Origin of the sequence: Archangium gephyra, assembly GCF_042230915.1 — a bacterium.
Taxonomy (GTDB): domain Bacteria; phylum Myxococcota; class Myxococcia; order Myxococcales; family Myxococcaceae; genus Archangium; species Archangium gephyra_B.
On the sequence record NZ_CP102578.1, the window covers coordinates 10,743,977 to 10,765,932 of the forward strand.

The window sequence follows — 21,956 nt, forward strand, 5'->3', positions numbered from 1 at the left end:
GAGAGCTGCGTCCCAGAGCTTCTCTTCTCGCTCCTCGCGAGGGGATGGTGGGTCCCTGGACCTCCGGGTGACGGCTACTGCGCGGGCGGGTACTTCTGCAGCTTGCGTTGCAGCGAGCGCCGGTGCAGGCCCAGCCGCCTCGCCGCCTCGGAGATGTTGCCGCCACAGTCCGCCAGCACCCGCTGGATGTGCTCCCACTCCGCGCGCGCCAGCGTCGGCGGCTGGAAGTCCTCCGTCACCTGCGCCGGCTCGCCCGGGCCCCTCGAGAAGGCCAGCAACAAGTCGTCCACGTCCGCCGGCTTGGGCAGGTAGTTGAACGCCCCCAGCTTCACCGCCTCCACCGCCGTGGCGATGCTCCCGTAGCCCGTGAGCACGATGATGCGCGTGGACGCATCCAGCGCGTGCAGCGCCCGCACCAGCTCCAGCCCTCCCCGCCCCGGCATCCGCAGATCCACCACCGCCAGCTCCGGGGACTCCTTCGTGGCCAGGGCGAGCGCCTCGTCATGGGAGCCCGCGGTGCTCACCTCGAAGCCGCGCTCGCGGAAGGCCCGCGCCAGCCGCTCGCGGAACACCGCCTCGTCGTCCACCAGCAGCAGGGTCGGGGCATGGCCGGGCGTCGGGTTCGTCATGCGCCTGGCTTCACCCGGGACGCTCCCGGAGGCAACGCGGCGGATTGTCGCAGCCCGCCCGCCGGCCACGTCAGCACCACCGTCGTCCCCCGGCCCGGCGTGGAGCGCAGCACCAGCCCCCCGCCCAGCTGCTCCAGCACCGCGCGCGTGAGGAAGAGCCCCAGCCCCATGCCCTCCCCCGGCGCCTTGGTGGTGAAGAAGGGCTCCCCCGCCCGCGCGAGCACCTCCGGCGCCATCCCCTCGCCCGCGTCCTCCACCGTGAGCCGCCACCCGGCCGCCTCGCGCACCAGCCCCAGCCGCACTGGCGTCCCCGGCGCCGAGGCCTGCAGCGCGTTCTTCACCACGCCCCGGATGGCCCGGGCGAAGGCATGTGCCGGGACGAGCTCCCGCTCCTCCCGCGTCCGGGCGTCCAGCTCCGTGCGCACCCGCTCCCGCTCCGGCAGCCCCTCCAGCGCCTCCTCCACCAGGGCCGCGGGCGCCAACTCCACCATGGCCTCGCCCTGGCTCGCCCCCGCGTCCGACGTCATCTGCGTCAGGATGTCCCGGCAGCGCGCCACCTGCTCACGGATGAGCTGCGCGTCCTCGAGCGCGGTGGCGTCCGCGCCGGTGCGCGCCAACTGCCGCTCCAACTCCCGCGCCGCCACGGCGATGGTGGACAGGGGCGTGGACAGCTCGTGCGCCGCCCCGGCCGCCAGCGTGCCCAGCGCCGTCAGCTTCTCGTGCCGCGCCGCCGCCGCCCGGGCCTCCACCAGCTCCGCCTCGCGCGCCGCCAGCGCCCGCGTCACCCGCTGCACGAAATAGACGATGAAGCCCGCCGCCAGCGCGAACGCCGCCCACATCCCCTCCAGGTGCATCCGCACGTCATGGATGTGGTGCTGCGGGTGCGCCGACGACAGCTCGCTCCCCTGGCTGGGAAACCACAGGTGGTCCACGAAGAGCGCGCCGAAGCACGCGATGGCCAGCCCCGTCAGCCCCCACGTCCACCCCGCGCGCAACACCACCGCCGCCAGCGCGATGTGCACCAGGTACAGCGCGCTGAAGGGATTGAAGGGGCCGCCGCTCAAATCCAACAGCACCGTGAGCAGCACCACGTCCAGCGCCATCACCGCCCACAGCAGCCGCTCGCGCAGGGGGCGCCCGCGCCGGGCCCACAGCCCCAGGGCCGCGTTGCTCACCGCCGCCACGGTGATGGTGGCGAACAGCGGCCCCAGCCGCTGCGTCATGCCCAGGCCGAAGTGCACGCCCAGGATGATGGCCACCTGCCCGACGACGGCCCCCCAGCGCAGGCGCAGCAGCCAGGAGAGGTTGATGGACTGCGCGTCCCGCACCGCCCTACGGCGTCCCCGCCGTCAGCATCCGCTTCACCTGGGCGCCGATGACCACGGCCGCCACCATCAGCAGCAGGAAGAGCAGGCCCAGCCCGGCCATCCGCAGCTTGGTGCGCTTGTCCGGCGGCGCCGAGGCCATGAAGGTCGAGCTGGCCGCGGCCAGCCGGAGCACTTCCTCGCGCCCCCGCTTCGCCATGGCGTCCTCGGGGTTGCGGGCCAGCCGGATGCGGTACAGGCGGCCCAGCGCGGCGAGCTCCCCCCGCTCCGAGGCCAGCGCCAGCACCTTGTCGTGCGCGCCCCGGCTCTCCCACAGCTCCACCACGCCCAACCACGTGGAGGCCACCGCCCCCGAGGGACGCGACTCCTCGGGCCGGAAGCGCGCGTAGTCCAGGCCGCAGTAGGGGCACACCACCGCGCCCTCCTTCCGCGCGCCAATGCACTTGGGGCAGAAGCCCTGCGGCGGCATGAAGGGGTCCTCCGACGACGAGGACGACGGCGAGGCGGACGGAGCGGGCGGCGAGGAGGGGTCCTGCACCACGCGCAACTGGGCGCTCGAGGCCCGCGGAGGCAGGGGCTCCGGGGCAGCGGGCGCCGTCGTGGACTCACCCGAGCGCGACTGCACCTCCGCGAGCCGCAGCACCATCAGGTTGGCCGCCGCGGCCTCCGACATGGCCATCCGGGGCGCGGAGCTCTTCGCCACCATGGGCTCGGACGCCTGCGCCTTCGCCATGGGCTCGGGCGCCGGAGCCTTCGCCGCCATGGGCTCGGGCGAGGGGAAGCGCGTCACCACCGGCTCGGGCACCTGGGGCTTCACCACCACGGGCGCGGGCGTCTTCGCCGCCGGCTCGGCCACGGGCACGGGCGTCTTCGCGGGCGCGGAGCCCTTCTCCTTGCGGCGTGCCTCCCGGGCCTCGTTCTCGATGGCCGCGAGGATCTCCGCCGGCACCGCCACGCGCCGGGTCGGCTCGTTCTCGATGGGGTCCGGCTCGGCCTCGCTCTGCCCGAGCATGATGACGGGCTCGGCCGACTGCGACGCCTTCGGCGACTTCACCGGCTTGGAGGTGGCCGCCGGAACAGGCTCTCCCGCCTGCTCGGGCACGCTGCGCATCTCCACCTTGCAGCGCGAGCATTTGACCACGAGCAGGCCGTCTTCCATCCGGAACGACGCCGGAGGAACGAGCCGCTCGCAAGCCTCGCAGAAGTACTTCACCAGATCTCCATTCGGATGGGCACGGGCATGGCACACCCCACCAGCGCGGCGAAGCATACCGCGCAGACCAGCTTCCGCCCGAGTCCCAAAGGCTCGGCCGGTTGGGTGACCTCCGGGTGACCGAAACCCACCAGCTTGGTGGCCACCAGGAACCAGGGGCCCCAGGTGACCGTGTAGAACAGGGTGAGGAAAAGCAGCACCAGGGCCATGGCCTTGCCCACCCACCGGGCGTGCTTGCCCCAGAGGGCGTAGGCGAGGTGTCCACCATCGAACTGTCCCACCGGGACGAGGTTGAGCAGCGTCACCAGCAGGCCGAACCAGCCGGCAATCACCACCGGGTGCTCCTGAATGCCCTTGCCGGCGGGCAGCGTCCCCAGCACCAGCCACTTCAGCCCGTGCATGAGCGGCCCATCCGCGAAGATGAGCAGGGCGTGCTGGGGGACGGAGGCGCTGGCCGGGGGGGCCTCGGCCAGGGAGAGCTTCACCTGGAGCCACTGGAGGAAGTCCCCGCCCAGGCTCCAGAGGGAGGTGCGGCCCGGGAAGGCGGCGGGCAGCTCGGGCACGTCCACCACCGGCGAGTGCGCCAGGCCCCAGATGAGGAAGGGCAGGGCCACCACCAGGCCGGCCAGCGGCCCGGCGGCGCCGATGTCCACCAGGGCGTTGCGGGTGGGGATGCGGCCGCGGATGCGGATGACGGCGCCCAGCGTGCCCACCCCGAGGTAGGGCAGCGGGATGAAGTAGGGCAGCGACGCGTCCACGCCGTGCAGACGCGCCAGCACGTAGTGCCCCATCTCGTGCGCCCCGAGAATGGTCAGCAGCGCGACACTGAAGGTGAGCGCCTCGCTCAGGCGCGCGCTCCACGGCAGCGACGCCCCGAGGAAGAGGCTGTCGAACGTGAGCGAGGTGGTGCCGACGGTCAGCACGAAGAGCAGCAGGTGCAACCAGGGGCGGTCGACGGCTCGGGCGGGGGCGCTCTCCATAGGAATGGAAGGGGGTAGCCACGCCTGGCCGGTATTTCAACGCGGCTCCGTCTCCATTGGGTGACGCCGGATGGTCGGAAGATCCATTGCTTGACTTGAAAGGGGCCTTTGCTACGACGGCCCGGCAGCTTGAACACCCATCGACCTGTTGGGGGCCTGCTCCACCGGATGGTCAGTGCGCCCCAGCGTCAAACCGGAGGGAAGCACACGATGAAGAAGGCCATTGTTTCGGCGTTCCTGGCGAGCAGCCTCGTGGCGTGCACGAGCGTGGAGACCGCCGTGGTTTCGGGCAACGAGGTTTCCGCTGCGGGTGGCGAGCCCATCGCCGTCATCCAGGGCACCGCCCTGGGCCTGACCGCCATCTTCCACGTGATCGACCTGGTGCAGAGCGACCTGGACACCGTGGTGAACAAGCTCCTGGTGGCCGAGGCCAAGGCCATGGGCGGCAACAAGATCCAGCTGCTGGGCGCCGGCACCACGCCGCGTCACGGCATCTTCGCCCTCACCGGCACGATCATCGGCTTCCCCATCTCCCAGGCGACTGGCGTGGCGGTGAAGTAGGCAGCCTCCGCCGTTTGCACGTAGTGTGCGAGGGCCCCCTGGCGACAGCGGGGCCTTCTGCTTTTTCAGCGCCCGACTCCCGCGCCCGTTTCCAGCCTCAATGTCCGCCCGCCACCTGCCCCTGCTCCTGCTCGTCCTCGCCGGCTGCCGCCGGGGAGAGGACACCACCGCCCTGCTCACCGACGCCCGGCAGCGCCTGGCCGCGCGCGACGGCAAGCTCACCAGCTACGTGCTGGCGGGCACCGCGCACGAGGCGGGCCAGCGCATGGACTTCCAGTTCGCCTACCGCGCCCCGCAGAAGATGCTGGGGACGCTGGGCACCCCGGCCATGCGCGCCTTCGCCTGGGACGGCGAGCACCTCTACGAGCGCGACGACGCGGCGAAGAAATTCCGCACTTATGAGGGAAGGCTCGGCGACGGAGGGCTGGGCAACGGAGGGCTGGGCCCGGAGGAGCGCGCGGGCGTGCTCACGGGGCTCTTCGCGCCCTTCGCCCCCGAGGGCTTCCGCGTGCCGCTGCTGCCCGGCCAGGGGGTGAGCGCCCGCCGCACCCCGCACCCGCGCGGCCCCGAGGCGGTGGAGCTGACGGTGAAGCCCGCTGGCACGGACGTGGAGGTGACGTACGTGCTGCGCTGGCCGGCCATGGACTTCCTGGGCAAGCGCACCCGCAGCGGCCAGGACACCGCGGAGCTGCGCGTGGAGGAGGAGCACTGCGAGCAGGCCCTCGGCCTGTGCGTTCCCAAGCGGCTGACACAGTGGGGTGGCGGACAGCAGGTGGCCGAGACGTCCCTCACGCGCGTGGAGCTCAACCCCACCCTGCCGGCGGAGACCTTCTCGCTCAGCGCGCCGGGGGGTTACGACGTTGAGACGAAGACGCTCGCGGCGCTGGGCGGACGGTAGGGCGGATAACGCGTCCGGCTGGGGTTGATGCCCTCGGGGAGCGTCCCCACCTTCCCCACCGGGAAGGAGCGCGAGGTCATGGCCCTGGTGCAGAACGTCATCTTCGATGTGGATGGCACGCTGGTGGACTCGGTGGACGAGCATGCCGAGGCCTGGAGACGAGCCTTCCTGGAGTTCGGCCGGGACGTGCCCTTCGCGCACGTGCGCAGCCAGATTGGCAAGGGCGCGGACCAACTGATGCCCGTCTTCTTCACGGAGGACGAGCTGGAGAAGTTCGGCCAGGAGCTGAGCGACTTCCGCTCCACGCTCTTCAAGCGCGAGTTCATGCCCAAGCTGCGGGCCTTTCCGCGGGTGCGCGAGCTGTTCCAGCGGCTGCGCAAGGACGGGCTGCGCATCGCGCTGGCCTCCAGCGCCAAGGGGGACGAGCTCGAGTTCTACATGCGCCTGTGCAACATCCAGGGGCTGACGGACGGCGAGACGTCCAAGGACGACGCGTCGAAGTCCAAGCCGCACCCGGACATCTTCGAGGCGGCGCTGGAGCGGCTGGGGCGGCCGGACACGCGCGGCGTGGTGGTGATTGGGGACACGCCCTACGACGCGCTGGCGGCGAGCAAGGCGGGAGTGCCCACGGTGGGCGTGCTGTGCGGAGGCTTTCCGGAGGAGGACCTGCGCACGGCGGGCTGCCGCGCCATCTACAAGGACCCAGCGGACCTGCTGGCCCACTACGACTCCTCGCGAGACACTTGGCCGTGGGCCGCGGACGCGGTGGCCGCCGCCAAGGACGAGGAGCCGCGCTGACGGCTACGTGAAGCCGAGCTCCGTCAGCAGGGGCTCCAGCGCCGCGCCGAGCCCGTGGCGGTTGCACACGTCACGCAGCCCGGCGAGGTCCAGGCGCTCCCGGTTGCGCTCGAGGAGCTCGAGAACGTCGTTGGTTGCCTTACGGCCTCCCGCGTAGAGCTTCAGGGCGATGAGGTAGGGCAGGCTGACGACGCGTAACGGGCTCTCCGGGCTCAGCTCCACCGAGGCTTCGCGAAGGGCTTCCCGAGCCAGTACGGTGCAATCACGCGCTCCGGGCCAGGGGTTGTAGAAGTTGACGACCTCTATCGGCTCGAAGTCATCACCCATCACGCGCAGGACGCCCCCGAGCGCATCCTCGGGGTCAGGTGCATCGAACCGCACCTCGAAGCCCTCCTTCTGAAGGGCCTCTTCCACACGACGAAGCTTGGGAAAGGGCTCTGTATTGACCGCCAGATCGAAGTCTTCGGTGTAGCGCGGATAGAGATGAACAGCCAAAGCCACCGCGCCGATGACCGCGGTATGGACTTCGTACTGTTGCAGGACTTCAGCCACCCGCTCGGCCACTTGGATCGTGCGTTCCTGCCGATTGATGGTTCTCGAGTCACTCACTTGCGATTCACATCTCCTGTCGGCGGACGCGCAGCCGACACGCCCATGAAGCGCATACGCTCCTTCAGCGAGAGCGCCAGAAGCACACGTTCCCGTGGAGACATCGCTGCCAGGCGCTCGAACTCGCGCCGCCGCGCCGCGTCCGCGCTCTTGCTCGGCCGCTGACCATAGAGTCCTCGGGTCGCCGGAACGTCACTCACGGAGCAACTCCTTCACTTCGCCATCTCGCGGCATCCTCGCACCCCTGCGTGCAACGAAGTGCGCTATCGGCACAATCTAGTGTCATCCCCGCTAGGGACCCAACACAACGCCAGGCCCGCGAGATCATGCCGGAATCCCACACCCTCCGTGGGTCTCCTGGCGGCGGAAATGCGCGAAATAATCCCGCCCGCAACCAACTCGCGGCACCTGGGTTCATGAGCACGAGGCCGGACAACAACCCTCGGAGAAAGCCCATGAACCGCACCACGCCCTACCGCCGTCTGCTCACCGCTGCCCTCTGCTTCACCCTCCCGCTGGCCACCGCCGCCTGCAACTCCGCCCCGCAGGAGGCGGAGCTCGCCGTCGGTGAGGCCTCGGCCTTCCTGTCCGCCTCGGAGGAGTCCGGCGACATCGGCGCCGAGGCCGTGGCCGATGCCTCCTCCGAGACGCTCACCTCCATGAGCGCCGAGGACATCGACACCGCCACCGAGCCCACCACCGACAACCCCGGCATCTGCGACTTCAGCGCCCGCCGCCAGGAGGTGCTGGCGAAGTACGACGCCAACCAGGACGGCAAGCTGGATCGCACCGAGCTGAAGGCCCTCAAGGAGGACCTCGCCACGGCGACCGGCGCCCCGCGCTTCGCCCGCGCCGGCATGCGCATCCGCCACTGGGCCTTCTGGCGCGTGCGCTGGGCCTTCGACGAGAACGGCGACAAGACGCTGTCCACCGAGGAGCGCACCGCCCTCGTGGACGCCATGGAGGCCCGCTGCGAGCGCCTCCGCCAGCAGGCTCTGACGAAGTACGACACCAACCAGGACGGCACCCTCGATGAGGCCGAGCGCGAGGCCGCCCGCCTGGCCATCCGCACCGCCTGGGAGCAGAAGCGCCAGGAGCTGCTCGCCGAGTACGACGCCAACGGCAACGGCGTGCTCGAGCTCACCGAGCGCGCGAAGCTCCGCGAGGACCGCCTCGCCGCCGTGCGCGCCCGCCGCCAGGCCCTGCTCGAGCAGTACGACACCAACCAGGACGGCCGCCTGAGCCCCGAGGAGGCCCTGCCCCTGCGCCAGGAGCTCCAGCGCCGCATCATCGAGGGCCAGGGCGCCAACTGAAGCAACGGCCCCTCGCTCCCTCCCCTGCCCTGGGAGGGACGAGGCGGGGACGGCCAGACGTACACTGTCCTCCTGGCTGCCCTGCTCGCTCGTGCGCACCCTTGCCGGTAATGGCCAGTGAAGTTTCTCCAGAGGGCGCGCTCACGGCGCCAACCAAGCGGAGCGCCCCTGACGAGGGGCCCGCGCTCCTCGTCGTGAACAGCAAGTGCCGCATGGGCCGCGAGGCCTTCCCGGCCGCACGCGCGGCGCTCGCGGACCGCGGCATCCCCCTGGCGGGCTGCCACCGGCTCTCCCGCCAGAAGCACATGGACCGGGTGCTGCGCGAGGCCCTCGACGCCGGCGTGCGGCGCATCTTCATCGGCGGCGGGGATGGCACGTTGAACGCCGCGGTCCAACACCTGCTCGGCCGCGATGTGACGCTCGGCGTGCTGCCGCTGGGCACGGGCAATGACTTCGCGCGCTCGCTCGGCATCGCCCCCACGCTGGAGGCCGCCTGCGACGTCATCGCCGCCGGCTACACGGCGCGCGTGGACGTGGGGCTCGCCAACGGACGGCCCTTCCTCAACGCGGTGAGCCTCGGCCTGGCCACCGCCATCGCCCGGCGGCTCACGCCCGAGCTCAAACGGCGCGCCGGCAAGCTGGCCTACCCCGTGGCCGCCGTCGCCGAGCTCTGGGAGCACCAGCCCTTCCACGTGCGCATGACGACCGACCGCGGCGAGCTGGAGCTGGACGTGCTCCAACTCGTGGTGGGCAACGGGCGCTACCACGGCGCGGGCAACGTGGTGACGCCCGAGTCCCGCCTGGATGACCGCCGCCTGGACGCCTACACCATCACCGCCCCCTCCTCCGAGTCCGGGCGCGAGGGCACCGGGCTGGGCCACATGCAGGACGTCTCCACCCTGGCGCGCATCGCCCTGTCCCTGCGCCGGGGCGAGCACGTGAGCCACCCGGCCGTCACCTCCGTGCACAGCACGCACCTGTACGTGGACGCGCAGCCCGCGCAGGACATCAACGCGGACGGCGAAATCATCGGCCACACGCCGGTGCGCTTCGAGCTGGCCCCCTCGGCCCTCCGCGTCTACGCGCCCGCTCCGCCCACCACCCACTGAGCCGGGAGTTCGGCCCGCACCGGATTCGCGGCTAGGCTCTCCCCACGGGGCCGTCCGTCCCCGCGGAGAAGCCCGTGCGCCAACGTCCTCTCTTTCCGCTCCTGGTGGCCGCCGCCCTCTCGGTGGCGGGGCTCCTCCTGCTGTGGCTGCGCCCCGCTCCGGGCGAGGAGACGCCCGGCACGGCGACGGTGGGCACCACCCGGGCCACCACGCGCCCGGGCCCCTCCGGCAACACCCCGGCCCGCGTCCCGCTCCGCCCCACGCCGCCGCTCGACACGCCCGCGACGCTGGCCGATGGCAGCTTCGTGGTGCGGGTGAGGGCCGCGGGCGCGCCCGTAGCGGGAGCGCGGGTGCGGGCCTGGTTGAAGGGGCCGGAGGACAGCGCGGGCCAGCCCTCGTGGCGCCGCGCCGGCGAGGGGACGACGGCCGAGGACGGCACGCTGCGGCTGCCCGCGGCCCCGGGCCTCTACCTCCTGAGCGCCCAGGCCCAGGGCCACGCCCCCGCGCGGCGCGAGGTGCCCCGGCCCCGGGGCGAGCCGGAGACGGTGGTGGAGCTGTCCCTGCCCGCCAGCGTCTCGCTGCGGGGGCGCACGGTGGCCGAGGGCCGCGGCGAGCCGGTGCCCCTGGCCGAGGTGACGCTGCGCCCCTACACCGAGCCGGGAAGCCCCTCGGCCCAGGCCCACGCGCTGCCCGAGGAGGTGGCGGTGGCCACGAGCGACGCGCAGGGACGCTTCGACTTCACCGGGCTCGCGCCGGGCCGCTACGAGCTGGTGGCGGAGGCCGCCGGCTTCAGCCGCCGGACGATGCGCTTCGTCCCGGTGCCCGCCTCGGGCGAGCTGGAGGTGGGACTGTGGCCGGCCTCCACGCTGGAGGGCTTCGTGGTGGGCGCGGACGGGCAGCCGGTGCCGGACGCGGAGGTGCGGGTACTGGGCGGGCCCACCGACTTCCGCACCACCACGGGCGTGGGGGGCGGCTTCTCCCTGGAGGTGTCCGGCGGGACGTACTGGGTGACGGCGCGCAAGGGCGGCCAGGTAGGCCGGGCGCCGGGCTTCATCGGGGTGGGGCCAGGAGAGACGGCGCGCGACATCACGGTGCGGCTCGGGGCCGCCGGGCACCTGTCCGGCACGGTGACGCGGGTGGCGGACGCCGGGCCCGTGGAGGGCGCGTGGCTGGTGGCCAGCCCGGCCGGTGCGGGCGGGGAGCTGGGCCGCGCGCGGACGGACGCGGCGGGCCAGTACGCGCTGGAGCTGCCGCCGGGGGACTACGACGTGCGGGTGATGGCCGCGGGCCACACGGACACCTCGAGTGAGCGGCTGGTGGTGGAGGCGGACCGGTACACCGTGGCGGACTTCCGCCTGGAGGGCACCGCATCGGTGGAGGGCACGGTGGCGGACGGCCAGGGACGGCCACTGGCCGGAGTGAGCGTGCGCGCGGGCCCGTTGCGCGGCGCCTCGGGCGAGGAGCTCTACACGCGCACCGACGCGGCGGGCACCTTCCTGCTGGAAGGCCTGCCGGTGGGCACGGTGCGGGTGCGGGCGAGGCAGGACGCCTCGGCCGTGTGGACGAGCCGCACCACGCAGCTCGCCACGGGCGCGCGGGGCCGGGTGGACTTCACGCTCTCGGAGACGGGCATGGTGCAGGGCCGGGTGACACAGGCCTCGGGCGCGCCGCTGCCCGCGCCAGCCGTGGTGCGTGCGATGGCGAAGGAGGGCTCCGGCGGCCTGCTGGACATGGGCCTCGCCGAGACGGACGCGGAGGGCCACTACCAGCTCGAGCTGCGCGCGGGCGTCTACCAGCTCACCGCCGTGCTGCCGGGCGCGCGCTACACCTACCACCACGTGGATGACCCGGCGGTGACGGTGGAGCCCGGCGCCTCGGTGATGATGGACCTCACGCTGCTGGATGAGCGCGGGCTGCACGGCGTGGTGCTGGAGCCCTCGGGAGCGCCGAGCCCCCAGGCCCTGGTGGTGGTGAGCCAGGCGGGGGACTTCGCCTTCTCCATCCCCCTGGATGTGGACGAGGAGGGGCGCTTCAGCGTCCCGCCCCACCCCCAGCCCACCACGCTGACGCTGCAGGCGCACAACGCGGGCCGGCTCAGTGTTCCCCTGCCCATTCCGGAGGGCGCGGGCGAGCTGAAGCTCCAGCTGCAACCGGCGGCCACCCTCCGCGGACGCGTGGTGGCCCGCAGCGGCGCGGCGCCGAGTGGCTTCACGCTGCGGCTGCTCAACGCGGACGGCTCGGTCCCGGCGTGGGCTCGCGACACGCAGCGGACGTTCCCCGGCGGCGAGTTCCTGCTCACCGATGCCCCGGGACAGCCGCTGAAGGTGAGCGTGCGCACCACGGACGGGCGCACGGGCGAGGCCCAGGTGACGCTCTCGCCGGGACAGCGCGCGGAGGTGGAGGTGCCCCTGACGGGCGGCGCGGCCTCCATCTCGGGGCGCGTGGTGTGGAGCCCCTCGGGCGTGGCGGCTCCGGGAGTGGGCCTCTACCTGGACCGTCCACCGGGCTCGGCGGCCGATGCGCGCTCGGGACCCGACGGGCGCTTCCGCCTGGAGGACGTGACGCCCGGGGCGCACACCGTGCAGCTGCTCGCGCCGGAGGGCAGGCCGGAGACGCGCAGCGTGACGGTGGCCACGAGCGAGGCGGTGGAGCTCGGTGACGTGCAGGTGACGGCGCGCAAGGCGAACGCGGGCAGCGTGGGGGCGGGCTTCAGCGAGGACCGGGGCTGGGTGTCCGTGGCGTGGCTGACGCCGGAGGGCCCGGCGGCCCGGGCGGGCGTGCGCGTGGGGGACCGGCTGCTGTCGGTGGATGGGCAGGTGGTGCGCAACCGCACGGAGGCGGAGCGCCGCACCCAGGGCGCACCCGGCACGCCGGTGCAGGTGACGGTGCGGCGCGAGGGCGGCGCGGAGCAGACGCTGCTGTTGACCCGGGCCGATTGACCCGTGGAGTTCCCCTCTCCTCCTGGGAGATGGCCAGGAGCTTCCTCCTGGGGGCGTGTCAGTGCGCCTCGGCGCCGGCCGAAGCGTGATACACGCCGAGCCACACGCAGAGGACTCCGCGTGTGGCTCGCCCTACGGCGCGCCATCCCATGGCGCATGCATGGGCCTGGAGGATGAATGCAGCCTGGTTGGGTCTCGGAACGCCTCCTCTTCGTGGTGCTCTGCGGTGTCTTCGTCCTCGCATGCGAGGAGAAGGGCGCCCTGCCATCCTCGTCGGAGGCGGCCTCCCTGGCGCGGGCCTACTTCCCCGAGCTCGCCGCTGACGTGACGGAGCCCCCCGGAGCCCACCTCGCGCCTGCTTCCGCCGCGCGGGCCCGTGCGCTCACCGCCCAGCTCACCGGGAGCGGCTCGCTCACGCTGACGACGCGCGGGCTGACCTTCCAGGTCGAGCAGTCGCCCGGCCCCGACGACGCCCCGGCGCCGCGCCGTGAGAAGGCGGTGGCCTTCGCGGGCGAGCGGCACCTCTGGTTCCCGGTGGGAACTTCCACGGAAGTGGACCAGGGGTGGCGGACCTCGCGCCTCGAGGAGGCCTGGATTGTGGACGGCTCCGAGGGCCTCCACCGCGCGGAGTACCACGTCACGCTCCCGCCCTCGGTGCGTCGCCTTCATGACGCCGGTGAGTACGTGGAGTTCCTCGACGCGCGGGGGCGGCCCGTCCTCCGCTTCCATCCCTCCGAGGTGCGCGATGCGCACGGCCGGTCCCGCCGTGGAAGTGTGCGGCTGTCTGGCGTGCGCGAGGCGGCGCGCGCCCACGTGTTCGAGGCCGAGGGGCCCCGCGTGGGCCTCGTCACCGAGGTCTCCCTCGAGGGGCTCACCGCGCCGCTGGTGGTGGACCCGGGCTGGTCGTCGACGGCCAGCATGGCGAGCCTGAGGGCGCAGCACGCCTCGCTGCTGCTGCCCGGCGGCGATGTCCTGGTGGCGGGCGGCGTCAACCGGACCGGGTTCGTGACTTCCGCCGAGCGCTTCGACCCGGAGACCGGCACCTGGGCCTCCGCCGGAAGTCCAGGCATCCAGGGCAACATCGCGTCGAGTGTCCTGCTTCCCACCGGGAGGGCATTCGTCGTGATGGACGGCAGCCCGTCGGCACGCATCCATGACGCCGCGACGGACTCCTGGTCCGCCACGGGGGCGATGTCCGCGCCTCGCAGCCTGTCCACCGTCACCCTGCTGTCCTCGGGGCAGGTGCTCGTCACGGGAGGCTCCAACCTGAACACGGCGGAGCTCTACGACGCCGCGACGAACACCTTCACCGCCACCGGCTCCATGTCCGTCGCCCACCGGGCGCACACCGCCACCTTGCTGAGGGACGGCCGGGTGCTGGTGGCCAGCGGCTTCAACAGCGCCTTGGGCGAGGTGCCCGTCGCGGAGCTCTATGACCCCGCCGCCGGGACCTGGTCGCTGGCGGCACCTCCCCTGGTTCCCCGGCACTATGCGAGCGCGACGCTGCTCCCCGATGGCCGTGTCCTCTTCGCGGGAGGCTTCACGAGCGCGGGGGTCACCACCCACGCGGAGCTCTATGACCCGGTGGCCAACACGTGGACCGCCACCGGTGCGCTCCTCCATCCGCGAAACGGGCACACGGCCACCCTGCTGCCCAATGGCAAGGTCCTGGTCCAGGGTGGCTCGGACGGGGCGCGCAACGCGCAGGCCGTGTCGGAGCTGTATGACCCGGCGACAGGGTCCTGGGCCGCGGCCAGTACGATGGCGGTGGCTCGCGAGAATGCCACCGCCACCCTGCTGACGACGGGTCAGCTGCTGATCATGGGTGGCTACAGCTCGAACCCGAGCCTGACCTTCTATGCGAACGTGGAGCTCTATGAGGCCTCCAGCGACCGCTGGGCTCCGGCCGGTAATCTCGCGCAGGGCCGAGGCTCCGCCGCCGTGCTGCTGCCGTCCGGCCAGGTGCTCGCCGCGGGGGGCCGGGGCGCGAGTGGTGTGCTCGGGACGGCGGAGCGCTACACGCGCGCGAGCAACACCTGGGCTCCCGCCGCCTCCCTGGCCACCGCACGCGAGCGCGCCACGCTGAGCCTGTTGCCGTCCGGCCAGGTGCTCGCCGCCGGAGGTGGGAATGGCGTGGGGCCGCTGGCCTCGGCGGAGCGGTACGACCCCGTGGCCGATGCCTGGACGCCCGCGGGCTCGATGACGACCGCCCGGGATGGGCATACCGCGACGGTGCTGGGCTCGGGCCGGGTGCTCGTGGTGGGCGGCGCGGGCACGGGGACGGCGGAGCTGTATGACCCGGTCGCCAACGCGTGGAGCTCCGCCGGATCGGCCGCTACGCCCCGTTCGCGTCACGCGGCCGTGCTGCTGCACGACGGCCGGGTCCTGGTGGCGGGTGGTGAGAACGGGGGCGCGCCGCTGGCCTCGGCGGAGCTGTATGACCCGGCCTCCAACACCTGGGCCCCTGCCGCGGGCCTCTCGCAGGCACGGGCCTCCTTCACCCTGACGCTGCTGCCGTCGGGCCGGGTGCTGGCGGTGGCGGGGACCTCGCTCGCGACGGAGCTGGCGTCGGCGGAGGTGTATGACCCGGTCTCCAACACCTGGGCCCCCGCGGGGACACTGGCCAGCCCGCGCGCACTCCATTCGGCCGCGCTGCTGCCATCCGGCCGGGTGCTGGTCGGGGGAGGCCAGGGGCCGGGGGGCACGGTGCTCGCCACGGCGGAGCTGTACGACGGCGCGACCCATACCTGGAAGCCCGCGTCGGGCCTCGCTGCCCAGCGGCTGCGCTTCGACACCGTCGTGCTGCCCTCGAACGAGGTGCTCGCGCTGGGAGGGCAAGGCGCCGCGGGCGTGTGGCTGGCGAGCGCCGAGCTGTATGAGGACACCGGGGCGCAGCCGGCCTGGCGTCCGGTGGTGACGGGGCCCGACGTGGTGCCGCGCGGCTGTTCCGCGCGCATCACCGGCACGCTGTTCCGGGGCATCTCCGGGGCCAGCACGGGAGATCACAAGGACTCCGCGACGAACTTCCCGCTGGTGCGGTTGCAGGCGGCCGAGGGACGCCGGCTCTGGACGTTGCCAGGCACCGAGATGTCCGCCACCGGCGTGACGGTGTCCATTCCCGCCAGCGCGACGCCAGGCTCCCATGCGCTCTCCGTCTTCGCCAACGCGAGAGGCAGCGGGCGGATGGTGACGGTGGTGGAGAACACCGCGCCGGTGGCGCGGGACCTGACGGTCTCCGCGCCGTACGGCGAGCCCGTGAATCTGTCGCTGGTGGCGACGGATGCCGAGGCGGAGCCTCCGTTGACCTTCGTCATCGTCACCCCTCCAGCCCACGGGACGCTGAGCGGCACGCCGCCCTCCGTCACGTACACGCCCGACCCGGGCTACGTGGGGCCGGACAGCTTCACCTTCCAGGCACGCGACTGCGGTCTGGACAGCAACGTCGCCACCGTGACGCTCGCCGTGGCAGACCAGACGCCTCCGGACATCACCTGCCCCGAGGACCTGGTGGTGGAGGCGACGGAGCCAGCGGGGGCGCCGGTGACGTATCCCCCCGCCACCGCGACCGACGCCATCACCGCGAATCCCACGGTGACGTACTCGACGCCGTCGGGGAGCACCCTGCCGCTGGGGCACACGACGGTCACCGCGACAGCGGAGGATGCGGCGGGCAATCAGACGAGCTGCTCGTTCGCCGTGACCGTTCAAGCCCGGGTGGTGTCGATTGCCGGCGGCGGCTGTCAGGCCGCCGGTGGAGGCGCGGACGCGGCGCTGGTCGTGCTGTCGGTCCTTGCCTCGTGGGCGGGGCGTCGACGCCGCAAGGACCTTCCCTGGCGTGAAACGGCACGGACCTGTGTGCTCGTCGCGGCCCTGGCCGCCACCAGCGCCTCGGGGCAGACTCCCTCCAGCCCCTTGGTTGCGTTCGACGTGGAGCGCCTGCGCCTCAGCGCCGCCGCGACGGACTCGCTGCTGGTGGACTCCGGACGACTGCTTCCCGAGGGCGGCTATCGCCTCGGCCTCCTGACCCACTACGAGCGCGGCATCCTGGTGCTGGAGGGCAGTGATGGGAACAGCCGGTCCCTCTTGCACTACCGGACGTCGGCCTGGCTCATGGGGGCGTGGTCTCCGGTGGAGCGCCTGGAGCTGTCCGCCCGGCTGCCGGTCATCCTCTCCCAGGGTGGCCATGGCGCGCAGACGCTGGTCGGTGTCTCCGAACCTTCGTCCTCGGGGCTGGGGACGCCGGAGGTGGGAGGGCGCTACTCGCTGCTCCGGCGCGACGAAGGGGCACCGGTGTCCCTCGCGGTGGGGCTCGACGTGGGGCTTCCGGGGGGGCGGGCGAGTGCGTTCGGACGCCAGGAGCATTGGGCCGGGTTCCAGTTCTCGCCCCGCGTCTCGCTGGGGCGCGAGGTGGGCATGTTCGTGCTGGGGGCCAGCGTGGGCGCGCGGGTGAGATCGAAGGAGGTCGAGCCGGGTCGCGACGTAGGCACCGAGCTGGAGCAGGGGCTGGTGGTGGCCACCCGGGGTGGCGGTCTTCGCGGCGAGCTGGCCCTGCAGGTGGCGGAGTCGCTGGTGCACCCGGACGTGGCGGTGGAGCTGCTCGGGGGGGTGCGGCTGCCCATCGGACATGGCTTCGAGGTGAGCGCGCTCGCCGGGCGAGGCTTCACCGACATCCCGGGGACGCCCTCTTGGCGGGCGGGGGTGGGAATCGCCTGGGCTCACCACCCTCCGCCCGAGGACGTCTGCCAGCGCGGGCGGAAGCACACGCCCGAGCAGTGCCCCGGCTCCGATGATGACGGTGACTCCGTGCCCAACAAGGCGGACCGCTGTCCGCTGGAGGCGGGGTCGCCGGACAACGCGGGGTGCCCGGACCGGGACTCGGAGGGCGATGGCGTCGTCGACCGGCTGGACCGGTGCCCGAACGAGGCGGGAGTGCCGGGCCGGCAGGGCTGCCCCGAGCCTGTCCCGCCCGCGGTGAAGGAGGAGCGGCTCTCCCTGGAGGGCCGCAAGATCGTCTTCGCGGTGGGCCGCTCCGAGCTTCAGGGGGATGGCATGCTCATGCTGGATGAGCTCGCCGCGCTGCTGAAGTCGCGGCCCGGTGTCTCACTCCGCATCGAGGGCCATACGGACACCTCGGGACAGGAACAGCTCAATCTCACACTGAGCCAGGAGCGTGCGGAGGGGGTGCGGGCCTACCTCATCCAGCGTGGCATCGCGGGCTCTCGCCTCGAGGCCCGGGGCTACGGTCCGTCGCGTCCCGTCGCATCGAACGACACGCCGGAAGGCCGAAGCGAGAACCGCCGCGTGGAGTTCATCATCACGCATTGACTCCGAAGGGCTCCTGCGCACCCCTCACCCGGCCCGTAGGAACTCCAGCGCCGTCTCGCGGAAGCGCGGGGCCATCGGGCCGAAGATGGGAACATGGCCGCCGTTCGGCACCACCCATAGCGCCGCGCGCGGGATGGCCGTGTACAGCTCCACCGCCAGGTTCACCGGATACAGCGGATCCCTGTCCCCGTGCACGAGGAGCGTGCGCGCCGTGATGGTCGACAGGTACGGCGGCGTGAAGTTCATGTCGTCGTAGCTGTCCTTGAGCGCCCGCAGTTGCGCGTACAGCGCGCGGATCTGCTCATCGCCGCGGACGTGCTTCTGCCGCAGTACCTGCCACTCCGCGTCGGTCAGGGTCTCGGCGTTGCTCTGCGCCATGATGGCCCGGGCCCGCGGTGGAAAGTACGGAGTCGCGCTGACGAGCACCATCGCGTCGACGCGTGACGGCCGAGCGGTCGCCACATGCAGCAGCGTCTTGGCGCCGAGGCTCATGCCGATGGCCTTGAAGCGCTCGATGCCGAGGCGATCCATCAGCGCGAGCACATCACTCGCCACCTGGCGGAAGGTGAGCGTCCCAGCGGGATTCGTCGAGCGTCCGTGGCCTCGCAGGTCCGGAACGATCGTGCGGTACCCCTCGAGCGGCTCGTCGAAGACGTAGCGCCAGTCACTGCCCGCGCCGGTGCCACCGTGCAGCAGCACCAGCGGCTCGCCTTCCCCACGGACCTCGCAGTGCATCTCGATACCGTTGAGCTCGAACGTCCGCGCCGTGTGCATGCGTGACTCCTCGATTGCACTGCCAGGAATTGAACACCCCCTCAGACCATCCTATTCCAAACACATATCACCCCTTCCACGGCCTCAAACCATGTCAGACCCAGACCCCAGAATTCACAAACACAACCTCACAGGGGTCCACCGTGGCGAAAGCGCATACGCTCACCGACAACTTCAATGACAATTCGCTCAACACCTCCAAGTGGTTGACCTACGGGCCCGTCCAGGAGGTGAACCGCCGCCTCGAGTTCAAACCGGACGGGGGCCTCCCGGGCTACGGGGGGTGCAGGGCCACCGCCGCGTATGACCTGACGGACTCCTTCTTCCACGTCGAGGTCAGCCAGGTGCTGCTGCAGTCGTCGCCCACGGCCGAGACGCAGTTGTTCGCCAGGGGGACGGGGAGCGACAGGGTCTCGTTCGTGGTGGGGGGCGGCGAGCTGGTCTGCAGCCTGCACGGGGAGATCCTCGCGCGCCCGCCCTACGATCCGGAACGCCACCGCTGGTGGCGCATGCGCGAGTCCGCGAAAGTGCTCCATTGGGAGGTCTCGGCCGACGGGCGGGAGTGGACCGCCCTGGTCAGCAAACAGCTGGATGACGCGGGCCGGGCCGCCCTCACCGCCCTCACCGTCGAGCTCCAGGCGGGCTGCTTCCAGGCGACCTCCTCACCGGGCCTGGCCATCTTCGACTGCTTCAACACCCCGCCGGAGCGCCCGTCCCGGCGTGTGGAGGAGCGGCGCCTGTCCGCCCAGGCCACCCGCGAGAAGGCCGCCCGGCTCGCCGCCGAGCGCCCCCACCCCGACCACTTCAACAACAACGACGAGGTCAACTACCCGGACCGCCCCTTCATCGGCAACTTCTCCAAGGGCCTCAAGCACGACACGCTCGGCGATCCGGACCCCATCTCCTACGGCTCGCTGCTGCGGGCCCTGGAGAGCAGGGACCCGGGTGACTTCGAGGAGATCCTCCAACCCTCGGGGGCCTTGAAGCTCGTCAATCCCCAGGCGGGCCTCGCCTTCGAGCTGTCGGGCCCGGATGCCCAGGCCGTCACCCAGCCGCCCGCGCCTCGCTTCGACAGCAAGCGGGCCGCGGCGGAGATGGGCGAGCTGTATTGGATGGCGCTCGCCCGCGACGTCCCCTTCAGCGACTACGCCGCCCAGGCGGGCGTCGCCAACAGCATCATCGAGCGCGCCATCCGCTCGCTCACCACCGAGTTCCCCTTGTTCGGCGGCACCCCCACCGTCACCGCGCGGAACCTCTTCCGCGGCATCTTCCCGGGCGACCAGGTGGGGCCCTACGTCTCCCAGTTCCTCTGGAAGGGCAACAGCGACCCGCGCAAGCCCGATGGCAAGGGGCGTGACGCCGACGAGGGCTACATCACCTACGGCGCCCAGGTCATCGACCAGCGCCAGTGGACCGTGAAGGGCGCCGAGCTCGGCGCCGCCGCTGACTACCTGACCCAGTTCACCACCTGGCTCGCCGTGCAGAACGGCCGGGATGACCGGGGCAAGGACCAGTTCGACACCACGGACCGGCGCTTCATCCGCAACCTGCGCGACGGCGCCAACTTCGTCCACTTCGACCAGGTGGTGAACGCGTACCTGAACGCCGCCTTCATCCTGCTCTCCGAGCCCATGGGCAACCAGCTCTCGGGCATGGGCGCCAGCCGGCCCCAGGTGGACAAGGAGTTCCCCTGCGACCAGGGCAACCCCTATGATCCACCGGGCACCGCGGGCGACTCGCGCACCCAGGTGGGCTTCACCACCTTCGGACCCCTCCACCTGCTGCAGCTGCTCATCGAGGTGTCCGGGCGGGCCGGGCGCGCCGTGTGGTGGCAGAAGTGGGGCGTGCACCGGCGGCTGCGGCCCGAGGAGTACGGCGGGCGCGTGGACAACCACCTGTCCGGCCGGCGCACCTACCCGCTGGACACGTCCATCCTCACCTCGCTGTCCACCGGCCTGCTCAGCCCGTATTTCTCCGAGCGCTGGGGCTCCTTCCTCCTGCCGCAGGCCTACCCCGAGGGCGCTCCCCTCCATCCGGCCTACGGCGCGGGCCACGCCACCATCTCCGGCGCGTGCGCCACCCTCCTCAAGGCGTACTTCGATGAGAGCGCGCCCATCGAGAACCCCCTCATGGCCAACGCGGACGGCACCGCCCTGGTGGCCTACACGGAGGCGGACCGCACGCAGATGACGGTGGGCGGCGAGCTCAACAAGCTGGCCAGCAACATCGCCCTCTTCCGCAACGCCGCGGGCGTGCACTGGCGCACGGACTACTGCGAGTCCCTCCTGCTCGGAGAGCGCGTGGCCCTCGGGCTCCTGCGGGAGCTGAGCCTCACCGTCAACGAGGACGACGCCTTCTTCCTGCTCACCCGCTTCGACGGCGCTCGCATCCGCGTCGTCGGCGGGAACGTGGAACCGGCCTGAGGCAGGCGCGTGGGGCGCCCCCCGTGGCAACGCGGGGGGCGCGGGGCTCAGGACTTCAGTTGCAGCCCTGGCCCGACAGCCAGGTCACGCCCCGGTTCTTCTCGTTCGTGCCGTTGGTGCCGCCGTAGTCCACGTTCTGGAAGGACAGGGCCACGTAGCTGCCCGTGGACTGGTTGCGCAGCTCCATCGTCATGGTGTTGGGGATGAGCGCGGTGGAGTTCGGGTAGTTCGCGCCGATGTAGTAGCGGATCCGGCCGCTCGGCAGGCTCCCGCACGTGGCCATCTTGTTCTCGAGCGTCACCCAGTTGCCCCGGTTGAAGTTGGCATCCTGGGGCACCAGGTTCGCCCGGGCACCCCAGCCACCGAGCTGCGAGCCGATCATGTGCCCGCCGTCATAGTCGTTGCTGGGGTTCTCCGCGTCGCCCCACTGCCCCACGCTCAACTGGCAGGAGTCGTTGCGCGCCGCGGCGGTGATGGGCGGCAGGTACTTGTACGCCCGGCTCGGCCGGCCCGAGCCGTCGATGAGGTAGTACTCGCCGTCGAAGTTGAACCAGATGTTCCGGTCCGCCGTCGGGAAGTACTTCGGGCAGTCGCTGATCGTCATCTCGGTGACCGGCGCGCGCACGACGTACCCGATGCCGTAGGGCTTCAGCGCCTCGCGGATCTCCTCCTCCGAGTGGCTCTGGAAGAACTCCATGAGGCCGTCCGGACCCCCGAAGTCCTGCTCCATCTGGCTGGCGACACCTTCGCCGCCCAGGTCCGTGCCCGTGACTCCGCAACCGCCGACCAACAGGCCCAACACCGCCGCAACAGAGAGCTTGTTCAGGGAGCGCATTCTTCTTGGTCCTTCCTCACCGGGGGGGGTTCGCCGACTTCCCGGTCTTGAATACCAAGAAAGAGAGAAACGCTTTGCAACAATTCTGCGGAATACGTACTAGTACAGTTCTATGCAAAAAACGTGCTGAAATGGCCCTCCCCGCATAAGCCGCGCAGACGGACGTGCCCCGTCCAGCCCCGGGGGCGCACGCCATGGGGGTGGCGTGCACTCCCTCGGAGCGGC

The 21,956-nt window shown here is 71.9% G+C and carries 16 protein-coding genes; 8 read left to right on the plus strand and 8 right to left on the minus strand.

Going from position 1 to position 21,956, the window contains the following annotated elements; genetic code table 11:
• Positions 1-74 precede the first annotated feature (74 nt).
• Genes NR798_RS42260 through NR798_RS42275 form a run of 4 tightly spaced genes read right to left on the minus strand, consistent with a single transcriptional unit; the run spans position 75 to position 4,108 of the window.
• Positions 75-629 carry a response regulator transcription factor gene (locus NR798_RS42260; RefSeq protein WP_375768271.1) on the minus strand — a complete coding sequence of 185 codons (555 nt, stop codon included), beginning with the start codon at positions 627-629 and terminating at the stop codon, positions 75-77.
• A complete protein-coding gene (locus NR798_RS42265) occupies positions 626-1,957 on the minus strand; it encodes an ATP-binding protein (RefSeq protein WP_375768272.1) in 1,332 nt (443 codons plus the stop codon). The genes NR798_RS42260 and NR798_RS42265 overlap by 4 nt, the downstream gene beginning before the upstream one ends.
• A gap of 4 nt (positions 1,958-1,961) precedes the next feature.
• The gene (locus NR798_RS42270) at positions 1,962-3,167 is read right to left on the minus strand and encodes a hypothetical protein (RefSeq protein ID WP_375768273.1); all 1,206 of its coding nucleotides are present in this window, start codon (positions 3,165-3,167) and stop codon (positions 1,962-1,964) included.
• Entirely contained in the window at positions 3,164-4,108 is a 945-nt protein-coding gene (locus tag NR798_RS42275; protein WP_375768274.1) for a site-2 protease family protein, read from the minus strand. Before NR798_RS42275 ends, NR798_RS42270 begins: the two co-directional genes overlap by 4 nt.
• 249 nt (positions 4,109-4,357) lie before the next feature.
• On the opposite strand from NR798_RS42275, the gene NR798_RS42280 reads away from it, so the two are divergent.
• The 3 genes from NR798_RS42280 to NR798_RS42290 all read left to right on the plus strand — a co-directional run bounded on the left by NR798_RS42280 (position 4,358) and on the right by NR798_RS42290 (position 6,404).
• Positions 4,358-4,708, plus strand: coding sequence for a hypothetical protein (locus NR798_RS42280; protein WP_375768275.1), 351 nt, complete (start codon positions 4,358-4,360; stop codon positions 4,706-4,708).
• A gap of 100 nt (positions 4,709-4,808) precedes the next feature.
• On the plus strand, positions 4,809-5,606 hold the full coding sequence (locus NR798_RS42285) for a hypothetical protein (RefSeq protein WP_375768276.1): 798 nt from the start codon (positions 4,809-4,811) through the stop codon (positions 5,604-5,606).
• Between the two features lie 84 nt (positions 5,607-5,690).
• Positions 5,691-6,404, plus strand: coding sequence for an HAD family hydrolase (locus tag NR798_RS42290; RefSeq protein WP_375773909.1), 714 nt, complete (start codon positions 5,691-5,693; stop codon positions 6,402-6,404).
• Between the two features lie 3 nt (positions 6,405-6,407).
• Here the strand turns inward: NR798_RS42290 and NR798_RS42295 are convergent, their stop codons facing one another.
• Positions 6,408-7,013 carry a hypothetical protein gene (locus NR798_RS42295; RefSeq protein ID WP_375768277.1) on the minus strand — a complete coding sequence of 202 codons (606 nt, stop codon included), beginning with the start codon at positions 7,011-7,013 and terminating at the stop codon, positions 6,408-6,410.
• On the minus strand, positions 7,010-7,213 hold the full coding sequence (locus NR798_RS42300; RefSeq protein ID WP_375768278.1) for a hypothetical protein: 204 nt from the start codon (positions 7,211-7,213) through the stop codon (positions 7,010-7,012). The genes NR798_RS42295 and NR798_RS42300 overlap by 4 nt, the downstream gene beginning before the upstream one ends.
• Positions 7,214-7,468: 255 nt before the next feature.
• Here NR798_RS42300 and NR798_RS42305 point away from each other — a divergent pair, with 255 nt between their 5' ends.
• The 4 genes from NR798_RS42305 to NR798_RS42320 all read left to right on the plus strand — a co-directional run bounded on the left by NR798_RS42305 (position 7,469) and on the right by NR798_RS42320 (position 17,699).
• On the plus strand, positions 7,469-8,326 hold the full coding sequence (locus NR798_RS42305) for a calcium-binding protein (protein ID WP_375768279.1): 858 nt from the start codon (positions 7,469-7,471) through the stop codon (positions 8,324-8,326).
• Positions 8,327-8,520: 194 nt separating this feature from the next.
• Complete coding sequence (locus tag NR798_RS42310) at positions 8,521-9,435, plus strand: lipid kinase (RefSeq protein ID WP_375768280.1); 915 nt, start codon at positions 8,521-8,523, stop codon at positions 9,433-9,435.
• Positions 9,436-9,509: 74 nt separating this feature from the next.
• Positions 9,510-12,374 (plus strand): carboxypeptidase regulatory-like domain-containing protein, encoded by a 2,865-nt coding sequence (locus NR798_RS42315; protein WP_375768281.1) that lies wholly within the window; start codon positions 9,510-9,512, stop codon positions 12,372-12,374.
• Between the two features lie 177 nt (positions 12,375-12,551).
• Positions 12,552-17,699: a kelch repeat-containing protein gene (locus NR798_RS42320; RefSeq protein ID WP_375768282.1), complete on the plus strand. Its 5,148-nt coding sequence runs from the start codon at positions 12,552-12,554 to the stop codon at positions 17,697-17,699.
• Between the two features lie 24 nt (positions 17,700-17,723).
• Here NR798_RS42320 and NR798_RS42325 read toward each other — a convergent pair whose 3' ends face one another.
• Positions 17,724-18,473, minus strand: coding sequence for an alpha/beta fold hydrolase (locus NR798_RS42325; RefSeq protein ID WP_375768283.1), 750 nt, complete (start codon positions 18,471-18,473; stop codon positions 17,724-17,726).
• A 143-nt stretch (positions 18,474-18,616) separates the two neighbouring features.
• Between NR798_RS42325 and NR798_RS42330 the strand changes: the two genes are divergently transcribed.
• A complete protein-coding gene (locus NR798_RS42330) occupies positions 18,617-20,896 on the plus strand; it encodes a vanadium-dependent haloperoxidase (RefSeq protein WP_375768284.1) in 2,280 nt (759 codons plus the stop codon).
• Positions 20,897-20,951: 55 nt separating this feature from the next.
• Here the strand turns inward: NR798_RS42330 and NR798_RS42335 are convergent, their stop codons facing one another.
• Positions 20,952-21,731: a DNA/RNA non-specific endonuclease gene (locus NR798_RS42335; protein WP_375768285.1), complete on the minus strand. Its 780-nt coding sequence runs from the start codon at positions 21,729-21,731 to the stop codon at positions 20,952-20,954.
• Between the last annotated feature and the right edge of the window lie 225 nt (positions 21,732-21,956).